Below are 14419 nucleotides of genomic sequence, written 5' to 3'. Positions count from 1 at the left end.
CGTAATTTTTGAATGGACACTCGGGTGGCATTTATGACGCGTAAAATGACTTCTCTGCGCAGCCTGGCGGCAGGCTCTGCGCTCCTTTTCCTGTTTGCACCAACTCTCTATGCAGCTGAGCAGGCTGCACCCGAAGCGCCGCCTGTGGATGCGCGCGCCTGGATCCTGATGGATTATTCCAGCGGTAAAGTGCTGGCGGAAGGGAATGCGGATGAGAAACTCGATCCGGCAAGCCTGACCAAAATCATGACCAGCTATGTGGTCGGCCAGGCGTTGAAAGCGGGCAAAATTAAGCTGGACGATATGGTTACCATCGGGAAGGATGCCTGGGCGACCGGCAACCCGGCGCTGCGCGGGTCTTCCGTGATGTTCCTGAAGCCGGGCGATCAGGTTTCCGTATCTGATTTGAATAAAGGGGTGATTATCCAGTCCGGGAACGACGCCTGTATTGCGCTGGCGGATTACGTCGCGGGAAGTCAGGATTCATTTATCGGTCTGATGAATGGCTACGCGCAAAAGCTGGGCCTGACCAACACCACCTTTAAAACCGTTCACGGCCTGGATGCGCCGGGCCAGTTCAGCACCGCGCGCGACATGGCGCTGCTGGGGAAAGCGCTTATTCACGACGTGCCGGATGAATACGCCATCCACAAAGAGAAAGAGTTTACCTTCAATAAAATCCGCCAGCCGAACCGCAACCGTCTGCTGTGGAGCAGCAACGTTAACGTGGACGGGATGAAAACCGGCACCACGGCGGGTGCAGGCTATAACCTGGTGGCCTCCGCGACGCAGGGCGACATGCGTCTGATTTCGGTAGTGCTGGGGACCAAAACCGACCGTATTCGCTTTAATGAGTCAGAAAAACTGCTGACCTGGGGCTTCCGCTTCTATGAAACCGTGACGCCGATTAAACCGGATGCCACGTTCGTCAGCCAGCGCGTCTGGTTTGGCGACAAGAGCGAAGTGAATCTGGGCGCGGGTGAAGCAGGATCGGTGACCATTCCGCGCGGTCAGCTGAAAAACCTGAAGGCCAGCTATACCCTGACCGATCCGCAGCTCACCGCGCCGCTGAAGAAAGGCCAGGTGGTCGGGACGATTGATTTCCAGCTGAACGGCAAGTCGATTGAACAGCGTCCGCTGATTGTGATGGAAGCGGTGGAAGAGGGCGGCTTCTTCAGCCGGATGTGGGACTTCGTGATGATGAAATTCCACGGGTGGTTTGGCAGCTGGTTCAACTAAGTTTTTTGCCGGGTGGCGCTGCGCTTACCCGGCCTACGTTCGAGCCGCTGTAGGCCGGGTAAGGCGAAGCCGCCACCCGGCATAACCTCAATACATCAACTTCACCTGCTGCGCCTTCGCATGCGCCACAATCTCGTCGTCCGGGCGGCAGTCGCTGACGATGGCGTCAAACTGCGACAGTTCGCCCATTCTTGCCGAACGCACCTTACCAAACTTGCTGTGATCGACCACCAGCACATGGTACTGCGCGGCGCTCAACGCCCAGTGCTTCACCGGCAGCTCTTCCAGATTAAAGCAGGTTGCCCCCTGGCGCACATTAACGCCTGCGGCGGAATAAAACGCGATGTCCGGGCAGAGATTGCTGAGCGTGTCCTGCAGGTTAAGCGGCTTAAAGATGGCGTTGCTGGCGTGAAACTCGCCGCCGCAGAGGATCACCCGGCACTCGGGTTTCTCCTGAAGCGCCAGAAAGGTATTCAGGGAGTAGCACACGGCGGTAAAAGGGATGCTGCTGTCGATGGCTTCGATAATCCACGGCGTGGTGGTGCCGCAGTCAAAAAACAGCGTCTGGTGCGGCTGTACCAGCGAGGCCGCAAGCCGGGCGGCTTTACGTTTCTCTTCCACCAGGCGCGTCTTCTGGTCGCTGATCAGATAATGGCTGGCGCTACGCGGCTCAAGCACAATATACCCGCCGAGCAGCACGACGGGCGCGCTTTCGCTGTTCAGATCCCGACGAATGGTCATCTCTGAGACGCCGAGGAGGTTGGCGGCTTCCTTAAGATGCAGCTTATCGCTGCGCTTCAGCGCCTGTAGCAGCTGAGCAATGCGGTCATCGCGACGTGTTTCCATAGTTCCTCGGGATAAAAAAGTGAACCCCCGCAGGGCGGGGGTTCAAGTGTAACCTGTCAGGTTGGGGTTAGTCACGTATCCAGCCTTTGCGGATCGGGATAGCAAAAATGGCGCGATAGAGTGAAGACAGCGTGCGGTAGAGCGCTTCACCGAAGAGACTCCACAGAATAGACGCGCTCACGCAGCCGATCAGCCCCACCAGGAAACCGCCCACCATATCCAGCGGCCAGTGAACGCCCAGGTAAATGCGAGACCAGGCGATAGCCAGAGCCGCCACCATCAGGACCGCACCCGACCACAGGCGATGCCAGAACAGGAAAGCCAGCGCGAAGGTGAAGATCACCGTTCCGTGATCGCTCGGGAACGAGTCATCCGGCGCGTGGTGAAGGAAGGTATAGCCGACATGATCGACAAAAGGACGATCGTGCGGGAAGGCGTGACCCAGAATGTAGCTCAGCAGTACGCTTACCCCGAGCGCCATCGCCACTTTAATCACCAGCTGGCGCTGCGCCTTCACCTGGCTGCGGGGCCCCCACAGCCAGAGGATGGCAGCCAGCGCAGGCACGATACCGATCAGATCTTTTGCCAGAAAGGTGGCAAAATCGATCGTCCACTCAGGCGAGGCTGGCGTGGCGTTGATCAGATAAAACAGCTGATAATTCAAATTCTCTAACATAGCGTTATCACTCTTTAGCAAACCGGGCGGAAACCAGTCCGTAGACCACCACCTGGGAAAACCAGACCCACCACCCAGCCCACAGGTTGTGAGAGAAAAAATGTGCCCCGCGCATGACCTGGCCGTAGCCCATCGCCAGACCTAACACCACGCCCAGCGCGACGAAGCTCCAGGCGAGACGCGGACGCTCGCGCCAGAAGGCAAAAAACAGCCCCATCACCATAAAGCCGCTGGAGGCATGACCGCCGGGGAAACAGCGCCCCGGACCGCTGTCAGCAGGGACGGCGCTGAACAGGGGATAAGAGACGGCCTTACCGCCATATTCCACCAGATCCCACGGGCAGCTGTGATGGCTCACGCTTTTCAGCACGCCTACCACCAGCGCGCCAACGCCCATCAGCAGCGCTGCCGTAACCAGCCTTGCGTTGCGCTTGTAGGCACCGTAAAACAGCGCCACGGCACCTAAGGCGATGGCGATGTATTTCGCCAGACGGTGGTTCAGCAGATCCAGCAGGTGGTCTTTCTGCAGCGGAAAGCTCTGCGTTGCTGCGTCATACCAAAAACCGGTGATCCATCTGTCGAGCGCTTCATTGCGCGATAGCCACGTGAAAAGCACGGCAAGGGCGATCAGTATGAAAAGCTGATAACCATAAAAGCGGCCCGGCAAGCGGTAAAGTCGTTTTGTCTTATTTGTCTGTAAGTTAGACAATTCTGAACGGCTGGAAGTGAGTGCCATAATTTGGGGTCGTTGACGAGTAATCGGGCTATCATAAATCTGTCAACTTAAGGAAACCTTAAACGAAGACGATATGTGCTTTATTTCTGTTTATCCTCGATAAATCACTATCTCGGGCAGCGGCATTTCATTAAACTCGTCGCGATTTTGTCATTATTAAGAGATTGCATGTTAAACCGTTCTTCTTCTGGTTCACGTCTGGGTCGTCAGGCGTTGCTTTTCCCCCTGTGTCTGGTGCTCTACGAATTTTCTACCTATATCGGCAACGATATGATCCAGCCCGGTATGCTGGCCGTTGTGGCGCAGTACAACGCGGGAATTGAGTGGGTGCCGACCTCCATGACCGCCTATCTGGCCGGCGGCATGTTTTTACAGTGGCTGTTAGGCCCGCTGTCGGATCGTATTGGCCGCCGTCCGGTAATGCTCACGGGCGTGGTGTGGTTTATCGTCACCTGTCTCGCCACGCTGCTGGCGCAAAACATTGAACAATTTACCCTGCTGCGCTTCCTGCAGGGGGTGAGCCTGTGCTTTATCGGCGCCGTGGGGTATGCCGCCATTCAGGAGTCGTTTGAAGAGGCGGTGTGTATAAAAATTACCGCGCTGATGGCGAACGTCGCGCTGATCGCACCCTTACTCGGGCCGCTGGTGGGGGCCGCGTGGGTGCACGTTGCGCCGTGGGAAGGGATGTTTGTGCTCTTTGCAGTTCTCGCTGCCTTCGCGTTCTTTGGCCTGCACCGCGCGATGCCGGAAACGGCCACCCGCATCGGCGAGAAACTCTCGCTGAAAGAGCTGGGTCGGGATTACAAAGAAGTGCTGAAGAATGGCCGCTTTGTGGCGGGCGCGCTGGCGACCGGATTCGTTAGCCTGCCGCTGCTGGCGTGGATTGCGCAGTCTCCGGTTATTATCATTAGCGGTGAAAAGCTCAGCAGCTACGAGTATGGTCTGCTGCAGGTGCCGATCTTTGGCGCGCTGATTATCGGTAACCTGGTGCTGGCACGCCTGACGTCACGCCGCACCGTGCGTTCACTGATTATCATGGGCGGCTGGCCGATTGCGGCAGGGCTGATTCTGGCTGCGGTGGCGACCGTCGCGTCATCCCACGCCTATCTGTGGATGACGGCGGGGCTCAGCCTCTATGCCTTCGGGATTGGCGTGGCCAACGCCGGGCTGGTGCGCCTGACGCTGTTTGCGAGCGAGATGAGTAAAGGCACGGTCTCCGCGGCGATGGGCATGCTGCAGATGCTGATTTTTACCATCGGTATCGAGGTGAGCAAGCATGCCTACGCGATGGGCGGCAACGGGCTGTTCAGCCTGTTTAACCTCGCCAACGGCGCGCTGTGGGTTGGACTGATGGTGGTGTTCCTGAAGGACAAACGCGTCGGGAACGCCCTGCAGCCTTAATCTTTCTTCCCTCTCCCCTTTGGGGAGAGGGCCAGGGTGAGGGGAGAGGGCACCCGACCGCACGGTATCAATTAAACGGCGCCTCCCCGTTCAACACCTTCTCAATCACGTTTAAAACGCCTTCATCGTTATTGTGCGGCGCTTCAAAACGGGCCACCGCTTTAATATGCGGTCTGGCATTCGCCATCGCAAAGCTGAACCCGGACTGACGCAGCATCTCCACGTCGTTGCCGCTGTCGCCGAAGGCCACCACTTCGCTATCGTCAATGCCCCAGCGCTTTTGCAGGATCCGCAGGCCGTTAGCTTTGTGCACGCCGGGGATGATCAGGTCGATACTGCCGTGGCCGGTCGTGACGGGCACCATGATGTCGCTCAGCTTTTCATGCAGCAGCGCCTGAATACGCGGTATTTCTTCGTCAGACACGTTAAGCCCGAACTTGAAGAAAATATCCTCCAGGTTATCAAAATCACTGACCATTTCGAGGCGGTGGTAATACTTCGCCGCGATATCCTTAAAGCTCTCGTCATAACATTTCAGCGTATACGCGCTGCTTTTCCCGCAGGCGATGATCTCAATGCCCGGAACCTCGTTTAACACGTTCGCGACGGTTTCGAAATGGGTTCTCGACAGCTCACCGTTAAAGACATCTTCTCCTTCGCTCACGACCCAGCCGCCGTTTTCAGCAACGAATGAAATTTCGTGCGCGATCTCCGGGAAAAAGGAGATCAGCTGGTAGTACTGGTTGCCGCTGGCGACCACGAAGCGAATGCCTTGCGCCTTCATGCGGGCGTACTGCACCAGAAAGCGCGGCCGATTATAGGTCTTGGCATCGCTTAAAAAAGTACCATCCATGTCGACGGCGATCAGTTTAACGCTCATATCCCTTCTCCAGTGTCGTTTGATTCGTTTCCGGCTTTGCCACCGCGCGCGCCACCAGCGCCGCGATGATGACCAACCCTAACACCACCAGCATGGCGCTGCGCAGCCCGTAGTGCTCGCCGAGGAAGCCGAGCAGCGGCGGCCCGACCAGGAAGGCAAGATAGCCCGTGGTTGCCACCACGCTGACGCGCGTCGGGGCATCCGGGCCGGTATCGCTGGCGGCTGAAATGGTCAGCGGGAAGCCGAGCGACGCGCCCAGTCCCCAGAGGATCACCGAGACCCCGGCAATCCAGTCCACGTCGACAAAGATGATCATCGCTATACCCAGGCCGCCCAGCAGGGCGCTGGCGCGTACCACCGCTACGCGGCTGTAGCGGTCGATAAACCAGCCGCCGGTGAAGCGACCCACGGTCATCCCCAGCGTAAACCCGGCGTAAATCAGCGAGCCGGAGGTCGGGCTAAAGCCGTGACCGTCCACCATCAGCAGCGGCAGCCAGTCGTTGGCGGAACCTTCCGCGAACGCCATCGCCAGCACCACCACGCCGATCAGCATCAGCTGAAAATCTCGGTAGAAGGGCAGCCCTTTTTCGGCCGAGTGCTGCTCGTCAGCGGAGTTCTTACCGGTGCCGTCCGGGATGGCCCGGATGCCGGTCAGAATCGGAATGATGCACACCAGCGCCGCCAGCAGGATATGCAGATTCGCGCTCACGCCGGTGGCCGTCAGCGCCATCCCCACGCCCGCACCGGCCAGCGTGCCGAGGCTGTAAAAACCGTGCATCATCGGCAGCACGGTTTTGTTCATCTCACGTTCGACCGCTGCTCCTTCAACGTTGATGGCAACTTCCGCCGAACCGAAGCTGCCGCCAAATACCGTCAGCCCCAGGGCGAACAGCACCGGCGACGCACACCACAGCGCCACGCTCAATATTCCCATCCCGAACACGGCAAAGCACATGGTGGTGCGGATCACCGCTCGCGTACCGAAGCGCTTTACCAGCCACGCGGAGCAGAGGATGCCGCTCATGGAGCCTATCGACAGGCCGAACAGTACGATGCCCATTTCAGCGGTAGAAACGGACAAAATATCGCGAATTGCGGGGGTGCGCGTGGCCCAGGAGGCCATCAGCAGGCCGGGAATGAAGAAGAACATAAACAGCGCCCACAGGCGTCGCTGCAGGGTTTTGCGGGGAGAGGTCAGCGTCATTGAGGTAGCACCAGAAGTACAACAATAGCGACAACACTAGCAAGTTTGTGTACATTTGTACACAAACCACGTGAGGAAGTTATGAGCAGACCACCGAACGATCCGCAACGCCGGGAGAAGATCCTGCAGGCAACGCTCGATACCATTGCCGAGCACGGGATTCACGCCGTCACGCACCGTAAAATCGCTACCTGCGCGGGCGTGCCGCTGGGGTCGATGACCTACTATTTCGACGGCATGGAGCCGCTGCTGGAGGAGGCCTTCACGTGGTTTACCCGGCAGATGTCGCAGCAGTACCGGGATTTCTTCGCCGGCGTCACCGGGCCGGAAATGGCGTGCGAATCCATCACCACGCTGATCCACAGCTCGCAGGTGACCACGCCGCACAACATGGCGCTGATGTATCAGCTTTACGCCTTTATGCACCGCAGCGCGGCGCTTAAAACGGTGATGCAGGACTGGATGAAGATGAGCCAGACCACGTTGGAGCAGTGGTTCGACCCGGTCACCACCCGCGCGCTGGACGCGTTTATCGAAGGGATGACGCTGCACTATGTCACCGATCGGGCGCCGTTAACCCGCGAAGAGATCCGTGCGATGGTGGGCAGGATTGCGGGCGAGAGCGGCCGCTAGGTTGCGCCCGCGGTCATATTGACGGTAGTTCCCGTGATGGCGCCTGCCGCATCTGAGACCAGAAACGCAATCGTGTCTGCCACCTGTGCCAGCGTAGGCAGGCGATGCGTCAGGGTACTTTGCGCGGCACCGCCGAGAAACTGCTCGACCGTAATCCCCATTGCCTGCGCCTTGGCGGTGAAAATGGTCCCCACATACGAACCCGCCTGCACCGCATCGGCTATCGCGTGCGAACGCAGACACAGCACACGAATATTTTGAGTCCCCAGCTCAGCTGCAAGCGCCCTGGTCAAGGCTTCCGTACCCGCGCAGCCGACGATATGCCCGAGGTGGCCCGCCATCACCATGTTTGCGGCCGGGGCGACGACGGTAATTATGGTCCCGGTATGCTCGCCGCCCATGCGGGGCGACACGGCTTTTGCAATGTTGAAATACGCGGCCAGGAAAGGGTCGAAACCCTGCCTGAACTCGTCGAGCGTTAATGCCTCAAGGCGTTTACCCTGATCGTGCATAAAGCCCGTGGCGTTGACGACGATATCAATGCGGGAAAGGTCGGGGAGCTGCGCGGAGGCATCGAGCGCGTCGAAAACAAACGTGCTGGCAGACCCGCCGTCGGCGCGAATGCTATCGGCGACCTGCTCGAGCCTGGCGTGGCTGCGCGCGGCGAGGTAGACATCCGCTCCCTCGCGCGCCAGCGCGTGCGCCGCTGCGCTGCCGATAGCGCCGCTGCCGCCGAAGATGACGGCGGTTTTGTTTTTCAAGCCCATACCTGCATACCCTCACCAGGATTAACCCTCAGAAGTATGTGCCGGGTTTCGGCTGATGCAACCCGGCCGGTGGGCGGGATACGCCGCGGGCAAACCTTACTGCGCCATTATCAACGGGTTACTTTGGCGAGATTTTTTTCCCGCTGGCGTCCACCACGGCTTCGCCATCCTCTTTCGTAAACGCCCCTTTTTGCGCGTCCGGCAGGATATCGAGAACGACTTCAGACGGGCGGCACAGGCGGGTACCCAGCGCCGTCACCACGATCGGACGGTTAATCAGGATCGGGTGCTGAAGCATAAAACCGATAAGCTGCTCGTCGGTGAACGTATCTTCCGCCAGGCCGAGCTGTTCATAGGGCTCCACGTTTTTACGCAGCAGATCCCGAACTGAAATACCCATATCGGCAATCAGGGTGGTCAGCTTATCGCGCGACGGCGGGGTTTCCAGATAGAGGATAATCTCTGGCTCCGTGCCGCTGTTGCGGATCATCTCCAGCGTGTTGCGCGAGGTGCCGCAGGCGGGGTTGTGATAAATGGTGATGTGGCTCATATCAGTGGCTCATTACAGTGTGAAGGAGAAACGTAGCGCCAGCGCGGCGAGCGTCACAAACAGGACCGGCAGCGTCATAATGATGCCCGTCCGGAAATAGTAGCCCCAGGTGATCGTCATGTTCTTCTGCGCCAGCACGTGGAGCCAGAGCAGGGTGGCGAGGCTGCCGATAGGCGTGATTTTCGGCCCCAGGTCGCAGCCAATCACGTTGGCGTAAATCATCGCTTCCTTGATCAATCCCGTCGCCGTACTGCCCTCGATGGAGAGCGCGCCAATTAGTACCGTGGGCATATTGTTCATTATGGATGACAGAAACGCGGTGATGAATCCGGTCCCCAGCGTGGTGGCCCACAGCCCGTGTCCGGCGAGGTTATTCAATATGCCTGTGAGATAGTCCGTCAGCCCGGCATTGCGCAGGCCATACACCACTAGATACATCCCCAGCGAAAAAATAACGATCTGCCACGGTGCGCCGCGCAGCACTTTCCCTGTGTTTATCGCATGTCCGCGCTTTGCGACAGCGAATAAAATCAGCGCGCCGACGGTCGCAATGGCGCTGACCGGAATGCCGAGAGGTTCAAGTACGAAGAAACCGACGAGCAGAAGCAGCAGGACTATCCAGCCCGTTCTGAAGGTTGGGAGGTCGTGAATGGCCCGGGCGGGCTCGCGGAGTTTTGCCAGGTCATATTCCGGGGGGATTTCCTTGCGAAAGAACAGATGCAGCATTACCAGCGTTGCGGCAATCGCGGCGATATCTACCGGGATCATCACCGAGGCGTATTCGCTGAACCCCAGCTTAAAGAAGTCTGCCGACACGATGTTGACCAGGTTGGACACAATCAGCGGCAGGCTGGCGGTATCGGCGATAAAACCCGCCGCCATCACAAACGCCAGCGTGGCTTGCTTGCTGAACCCCAGCGCCAGCAGCATGGCGATAACGATAGGGGTCAGGATCAGCGCCGCACCGTCATTGGCAAACAGTGCCGCAACGGCTGCGCCCAGCAGCACGATATACGTAAACAGCAATCGCCCGCGACCGTTCCCCCAGCGGGCAACGTGCAGCGCCGCCCACTCGAAAAAGCCAGACTCATCCAGCAGCAGGCTGATGATAATGACGGCGATGAACGTTGCCGTGGCGTTCCAGACGATATTCCACACCACAGGTATATCGTTAATGTGAATCACGCCGCTGGCCAGCGCCAGCACGGCACCAATGGTGGCGCTCCAGCCGATACTGAGCCCTTTGGGCTGCCAGATGACCAGCACCAGCGTAAACAGAAAAATAGCCCCTGCCAGAAACATCGCTTACTCCTTTATATCTGTTTTTGTGAATATGTTTCGATCAGCATGAGCCTGAAAGTCGGTTTTTCAGCTTCATGCGCGTCTCGTCCCGCAGGCAGTTCCAGCTGTTGTCGATAACGGTTGCCGCCCACGCAGGCATGTTGGGAGAGAGACGGTAATGGACCCATTTCCCCTCACGGCGATCGATAACCAGCCCGGACTCGCGCAGCAGCGCCATATGGCGGGAGATTTTAGGCTGAGATTCGGCTGTCGCGGCGCAGAGATCGCAGACGCACAGCTCGCCTGCTTCACGGAGCAGCATGACGATGGCGAGCCGCGTTTCGTCGGAGAGGGTTTTGAAGAGCTGGAGTGGGTGGAGCATGGGAGTTCCTGCAGGTGTGATTTTTATATGCGTTTAATCATATGTGTTTTTATTGCAGGAGAGAAGCTGAGATGAGAGGTACGGGAATTTCAGGCAACAAAAAACCCATCAACCTTGAACCAAAACGGCGGGGTTGATGGGCTCCACAAATTGGGGACATCAAAGAAAAGCAGTGGCACTAGTTATGACTGCCCCCTGATAAAAAAGTTCTGCGCGTAACGAAAATAATTTCGCCACGCGCAAACTTAGGAGTTATCCGAGTCCAGGCCAGATGATGATGATCAGCGTACCCGCCAGCGTCAGCAGCACGTTCGCGATAGCGTAGGTGCCCGCATAGCCCAGCGCCGGGATGTTGCTGCGCGCGGTATCGCTGATGATTTCCATCGCTGGCGCACAGGTACGCGCCCCCATCATCGCCCCGAAGAGCAGGGCGCGGTTCATGCGCAGCACGTAGGCGCCGAACAGGAAGCAGATCACCACCGGCACCAGGCTGACGATAAGTCCGGAAACCAGCATTTGCCAGCCGACGGCGCCCAGGCTGTGGCCGATACCGCTGCCGGCGCTTAAGCCAACGCCTGCCATAAAGACCATCAGACCGAACTCTTTCACCATGTTCAGCGCGCCCTGCGGAATGTAGCCGAAGGTCGGGTGGTTGGCTCGCAGGAAGCCCAGCATGATCCCGGCAAACAGCAGCCCGGCGGCGTTACCGATGCCGAAGCTAAAGTTGCTGAACTGGAAGGTGATCATCCCGATCATCAGGCCAACAATAAAGAAGGCGCAGAAGGCCAGCAGATCGGTGACCTGGCTGTGAATGGAGATAAAGCCGATGCGATCGGCAACGGTTTTCACGCGGCGGGCGTCGCCGCTGACCTGGAGCACGTCGCCTTTATTGAGCACGACGTTGTCGTCGATAGGCATCTCAATCTGGCTGCGGATCACGCGGTTGAGGAAGCAGCCGTGGTCGGTCAGCTTCAGCTGGGCCAGTCGGCGGCCAACGGCGTTATGGTTTTTCACCACGATCTCTTCGGTGACGATACGCATGTCGAGCAGGTCGCGGTCGAACACCTCTTTGCCGTTACGGAAGCTCGGGTCGAGACGGGCGTGCGCGTCCGGGTAACCCACCAGCGCGATGTCGTCGCCCATCTGCAGTACCGCGTCGCCGTCCGGGTTCGCCAGAATGCCGTTGCGGCGGATGCGTTCGATATAGCAGCCCGTCTGGCGGTAAATCCCCAGCTCGCGGAGGTTTTTGCCGTCTGCCCATGCCACCAGCTCTGGCCCGACGCGATAGGCGCGGATCACCGGGAGATAGACTTTACGTTTGGAATCGGTATCGAGACCGCGCTCGCGCGCGATTTGCTGGGCGCTGGTCTGTAGATCCTGGTGCTGCAGTTTTGGCAGGTAACGTGCGCCAACGATCAGGCTCACCAGACCAATCAGATAGGTCAGGGCGTAGCCCAGGCTCAGGTGGTCGAGGGCGGTAGAGAGCTGCGTGCCGGCCATGCCGGAATGGCGCAGGGTATCGCCGGCACCCACGAGCACGGGGGTGGAGGTCATGGAGCCTGCCAGCATACCGGCCGTTAACCCGATATCCCAGCCAAACAGTTTACCCAGCCCTAACGCGATCAGCAGCGCGCTGCCGACCATCACCAGCGCCAGCATCAGATAATTTTTGCCGTCGCGGAAGAAAATTGAAAAAAAGTTCGGCCCCGCTTCCACGCCAACACAAAAAATAAACAGCATAAAACCTAAGTTGAGCGCGTCCGTGTTAATGCTGAAGTGCTGCTGGCCTAATAATAAGGAGACGACTAAAACGCCAATGGAATTACCAAGTTGAACTGAACCCAGGCGCAATTTACCCAGGCAAAGGCCCAGCGCCAGTACCACAAATAATAACAGGATGTAATTCCCATTTAACAAGTCTGCGACGTTTATATTCACGGAGGCTAACTTCTTGTTTACCAGTAAGTTGTTGAATGAAAGGACTTTTTGGGCTACTGTTTTCTGGGTCAGGGAAAGGCGTTAACGCTCCCTGTTTCCTGCTTTATTCCCTAAAACATTAGCTGGCGTGTAGTTTAATCGCATTAGCTACTGACAGCTACTGATTATCGCATCACCCTGTGCGTACTTTGGCAAGGATTGCCGCATTGCTTTATCTGACTGGGCGTCTACCCGACGAAGGTATATTTGATAGAGATAAGTCAGGAGGATAGTTTGAACATTAAACGAAACTGGGCAGGGGTGATCAGCTGCTTTTTGCTGTTCACCGTCGTGTGCATGTCGCTCGCTTTTAATGTGAAAGGGGCATTCAGGGCGTCCGGTCATCCGGAGCTGGGGCTGCTCTTTTTTACGCTGCCGGGTGCCGCGGCCAGTTTTCTCTCCCGTAAAGGGGAGGTGGCAAAACCGCTGCTGGGTGCCATACTGGCTGCGCCGCTGTGTCTGCTGCTGATGCGCTTGCTGTATGTGTCGACGAGAAGTTTCTGGCAGGAGCTGGCGTGGTTGATGAGCGCCGTATTCTGGTGCGCTCTTGGCGCGCTCTGCTACTTATTTGTGCGCAGCCTGCTTCTACACCGACGGCACCCCAAATAAAAACGCCCTCTCGGTGAGGGCGTCCTTTCATTACTGGGCGGCAAACAGGCCCAGATGTTCTTTGGCGTAAGCTTCAAAGTCAGTGCAGCCGCCGATGTGTTTCTGATCGAGGAAGATCTGCGGTACGGTTTCAACCGGCTTGCCGACGGTTTTTTCGAGATCCGCTTTGGTGATGCCTTCCGCGTGGATATCCACGTAGCGGAAGTTGAAGTCATCGCGCTCTTCGGTCAGTTTCTCAGCCAGCTCTTTCGCGCGCACACAGTAAGGGCACCCTGGACGACCAAAAATTACTGCAAACATTTCTCTCTCCTCAAAAAACAAGCCTGACGGCGAATAGGACATATAGTGCCCGATAACCAGCCGCCATTAAAGAAGGTTTCGCCTGTCGCTTTGATACAGTCAGGCTATGTTTCGCCAATTACACCGCGCAAATCATTGCCTATACTGGCTGCCATACGTATTTAGCAAGACAAAGAGAGACAAGATGACACCAACGATTGACCTGCTCCAGTCCCACCGCTCCATTCGCCACTTCACCGATGAGCCGATTACCGAGGCGCAGCGTGCCGCGATTATTGACAGCGCCAGGGCGACCTCCAGCTCCAGCTTTCTGCAGTGCAGTTCCATTATCCGTATTACTGACCCGGCCATGCGCGAGCAGCTGGTCACGCTGACCGGCGGGCAGAAGCATGTGGCCCAGGCGGCAGAGTTCTGGGTGTTCTGCGCCGACTTTAACCGCCACCTGCAGATCTGCCCTGAGGCCGAGCTGGGGCTGGCCGAACAGCTGCTGCTGGGCGTGGTGGATACCGCGCTGATGGCGCAAAACGCCTTTACGGCGGCGGAGTCGCTGGGGTTAGGCGGCGTTTATATCGGCGGCCTGCGTAATAACATCGAAAGCGTGACCGAGCTGCTGAAGCTGCCAAAACACGTGCTGCCGCTGTTCGGCCTGTGCCTCGGCTGGCCTGCAGATAATCCGGATCTGAAGCCGCGTATTCCTGCCGCGATGCTGGTGCACGAAAACCACTACCAGCCGGTCGATCAGGACGTCCTGAATCACTATGATGAAGAGCTGGCGAACTACTACATGACGCGCGGCAGCAATAACCGTCGTGATACCTGGACCGACCATATTCGTCGCACCATCATTAAAGAAAACCGCCCGTTCATTCTTGATTACCTCCACAAACAGGGCTGGGCGACGCGATAGTCCATTCCTCCTGCGCCTGCCTGCGTATATG

16 protein-coding genes are annotated in these 14419 nt (G+C 57.8%); 5 read left to right on the top strand and 11 right to left on the bottom strand.

Annotated features, from left to right (window positions below):
• Positions 1–33: 33 nt before the first annotated feature.
• Positions 34–1239 (top strand): serine-type D-Ala-D-Ala carboxypeptidase, encoded by a 1206-nt coding sequence (gene dacC / locus N037_RS03860; RefSeq protein ID WP_023335046.1) that lies wholly within the window; start codon positions 34–36, stop codon positions 1237–1239.
• An 87-nt stretch (positions 1240–1326) separates the two neighbouring features.
• On the opposite strand, the gene deoR is transcribed toward dacC, so the two are convergent.
• The 3 genes from deoR to N037_RS03845 all read right to left on the bottom strand — a co-directional run bounded on the left by deoR (position 1327) and on the right by N037_RS03845 (position 3497).
• Complete coding sequence (gene deoR, locus N037_RS03855) at positions 1327–2085, bottom strand: DNA-binding transcriptional repressor DeoR (RefSeq protein ID WP_032639068.1); 759 nt, start codon at positions 2083–2085, stop codon at positions 1327–1329.
• Positions 2086–2152: 67 nt separating this feature from the next.
• Complete coding sequence (ybjG, locus tag N037_RS03850; RefSeq protein ID WP_023335048.1) at positions 2153–2761, bottom strand: undecaprenyl-diphosphate phosphatase; 609 nt, start codon at positions 2759–2761, stop codon at positions 2153–2155.
• Positions 2762–2768: 7 nt separating this feature from the next.
• Entirely contained in the window at positions 2769–3497 is a 729-nt protein-coding gene (locus N037_RS03845; protein ID WP_032639067.1) for a phosphatase PAP2 family protein, read from the bottom strand.
• 168 nt (positions 3498–3665) lie between these two features.
• On the opposite strand from N037_RS03845, the gene N037_RS03840 reads away from it, so the two are divergent.
• Complete coding sequence (locus N037_RS03840; protein WP_032639065.1) at positions 3666–4898, top strand: MFS transporter; 1233 nt, start codon at positions 3666–3668, stop codon at positions 4896–4898.
• Positions 4899–4965: 67 nt separating this feature from the next.
• On the opposite strand, the gene N037_RS03835 is transcribed toward N037_RS03840, so the two are convergent.
• Together N037_RS03835 and N037_RS03830 are read right to left on the bottom strand one after the other, a co-directional pair.
• Positions 4966–5778, bottom strand: coding sequence for a Cof-type HAD-IIB family hydrolase (locus tag N037_RS03835; RefSeq protein ID WP_032639063.1), 813 nt, complete (start codon positions 5776–5778; stop codon positions 4966–4968).
• Positions 5768–6982 (bottom strand): MFS transporter, encoded by a 1215-nt coding sequence (locus N037_RS03830; RefSeq protein ID WP_032639061.1) that lies wholly within the window; start codon positions 6980–6982, stop codon positions 5768–5770. The genes N037_RS03835 and N037_RS03830 overlap by 11 nt, the downstream gene beginning before the upstream one ends.
• 81 nt (positions 6983–7063) lie before the next feature.
• On the opposite strand from N037_RS03830, the gene N037_RS03825 reads away from it, so the two are divergent.
• Positions 7064–7615, top strand: coding sequence for a TetR/AcrR family transcriptional regulator (locus tag N037_RS03825; protein WP_032639059.1), 552 nt, complete (start codon positions 7064–7066; stop codon positions 7613–7615).
• Here N037_RS03825 and N037_RS03820 read toward each other — a convergent pair.
• From N037_RS03820 to N037_RS03800, 5 genes are all read right to left on the bottom strand, one after another.
• Positions 7612–8382, bottom strand: coding sequence for an SDR family NAD(P)-dependent oxidoreductase (locus N037_RS03820; RefSeq protein WP_032639057.1), 771 nt, complete (start codon positions 8380–8382; stop codon positions 7612–7614). The two genes, N037_RS03825 and N037_RS03820, sit on opposite strands and share 4 nt — an antisense overlap.
• A gap of 118 nt (positions 8383–8500) precedes the next feature.
• Positions 8501–8932, bottom strand: a complete 432-nt coding sequence (gene arsC / locus N037_RS03815) for a glutaredoxin-dependent arsenate reductase (RefSeq protein ID WP_032639055.1) — start codon at positions 8930–8932, stop codon at positions 8501–8503.
• A gap of 12 nt (positions 8933–8944) precedes the next feature.
• Positions 8945–10234, bottom strand: coding sequence for an arsenic transporter (locus tag N037_RS03810; RefSeq protein ID WP_032639053.1), 1290 nt, complete (start codon positions 10232–10234; stop codon positions 8945–8947).
• A gap of 40 nt (positions 10235–10274) precedes the next feature.
• Positions 10275–10595 (bottom strand): metalloregulator ArsR/SmtB family transcription factor, encoded by a 321-nt coding sequence (locus N037_RS03805; protein WP_023335057.1) that lies wholly within the window; start codon positions 10593–10595, stop codon positions 10275–10277.
• 252 nt (positions 10596–10847) lie between these two features.
• On the bottom strand, positions 10848–12533 hold the full coding sequence (locus N037_RS03800) for an aspartate:alanine antiporter (protein ID WP_023335058.1): 1686 nt from the start codon (positions 12531–12533) through the stop codon (positions 10848–10850).
• Positions 12534–12806: 273 nt separating this feature from the next.
• On the opposite strand from N037_RS03800, the gene N037_RS03795 reads away from it, so the two are divergent.
• Positions 12807–13181 carry an inner membrane protein YbjM gene (locus tag N037_RS03795; protein WP_023335059.1) on the top strand — a complete coding sequence of 125 codons (375 nt, stop codon included), beginning with the start codon at positions 12807–12809 and terminating at the stop codon, positions 13179–13181.
• 30 nt (positions 13182–13211) lie between these two features.
• Here the strand turns inward: N037_RS03795 and N037_RS03790 are convergent, their stop codons facing one another.
• Positions 13212–13481: a GrxA family glutaredoxin gene (locus N037_RS03790; RefSeq protein ID WP_006809455.1), complete on the bottom strand. Its 270-nt coding sequence runs from the start codon at positions 13479–13481 to the stop codon at positions 13212–13214.
• A gap of 184 nt (positions 13482–13665) precedes the next feature.
• On the opposite strand from N037_RS03790, the gene nfsA reads away from it, so the two are divergent.
• Positions 13666–14388 (top strand): nitroreductase NfsA, encoded by a 723-nt coding sequence (gene nfsA / locus N037_RS03785; RefSeq protein WP_032639051.1) that lies wholly within the window; start codon positions 13666–13668, stop codon positions 14386–14388.
• The last annotated feature ends 31 nt before the right edge of the window (positions 14389–14419 follow it).

It is taken from the genome of Enterobacter sp. EGD-HP1 (assembly GCF_000733275.2).
GTDB lineage: Bacteria > Pseudomonadota > Gammaproteobacteria > Enterobacterales > Enterobacteriaceae > Enterobacter.
This window is presented reverse-complemented; position numbering and strand designations above follow the sequence as displayed.

Excerpts from the sequence above, each read along its gene's own strand:
- dacC (WP_023335046.1), top strand. The coding sequence starts at position 34 with ATGACGCGTAAAATGACTTCTCTGCGCAGCCTGGCGGCAGGCTCTGCG.
- deoR (WP_032639068.1), bottom strand. The coding sequence starts at position 2,085 with ATGGAAACACGTCGCGATGACCGCATTGCTCAGCTGCTACAGGCGCTG.
- ybjG (WP_023335048.1), bottom strand. The coding sequence starts at position 2,761 with ATGTTAGAGAATTTGAATTATCAGCTGTTTTATCTGATCAACGCCACG.
- N037_RS03845 (WP_032639067.1), bottom strand. The coding sequence starts at position 3,497 with ATGGCACTCACTTCCAGCCGTTCAGAATTGTCTAACTTACAGACAAAT.
- N037_RS03840 (WP_032639065.1), top strand. The coding sequence starts at position 3,666 with ATGTTAAACCGTTCTTCTTCTGGTTCACGTCTGGGTCGTCAGGCGTTG.
- N037_RS03835 (WP_032639063.1), bottom strand. The coding sequence starts at position 5,778 with ATGAGCGTTAAACTGATCGCCGTCGACATGGATGGTACTTTTTTAAGC.
- N037_RS03830 (WP_032639061.1), bottom strand. The coding sequence starts at position 6,982 with ATGACGCTGACCTCTCCCCGCAAAACCCTGCAGCGACGCCTGTGGGCG.
- N037_RS03825 (WP_032639059.1), top strand. The coding sequence starts at position 7,064 with ATGAGCAGACCACCGAACGATCCGCAACGCCGGGAGAAGATCCTGCAG.
- N037_RS03820 (WP_032639057.1), bottom strand. The coding sequence starts at position 8,382 with ATGGGCTTGAAAAACAAAACCGCCGTCATCTTCGGCGGCAGCGGCGCT.
- arsC (WP_032639055.1), bottom strand. The coding sequence starts at position 8,932 with ATGAGCCACATCACCATTTATCACAACCCCGCCTGCGGCACCTCGCGC.
- N037_RS03810 (WP_032639053.1), bottom strand. The coding sequence starts at position 10,234 with ATGTTTCTGGCAGGGGCTATTTTTCTGTTTACGCTGGTGCTGGTCATC.
- N037_RS03805 (WP_023335057.1), bottom strand. The coding sequence starts at position 10,595 with ATGCTCCACCCACTCCAGCTCTTCAAAACCCTCTCCGACGAAACGCGG.
- N037_RS03790 (WP_006809455.1), bottom strand. The coding sequence starts at position 13,481 with ATGTTTGCAGTAATTTTTGGTCGTCCAGGGTGCCCTTACTGTGTGCGC.
- nfsA (WP_032639051.1), top strand. The coding sequence starts at position 13,666 with ATGACACCAACGATTGACCTGCTCCAGTCCCACCGCTCCATTCGCCAC.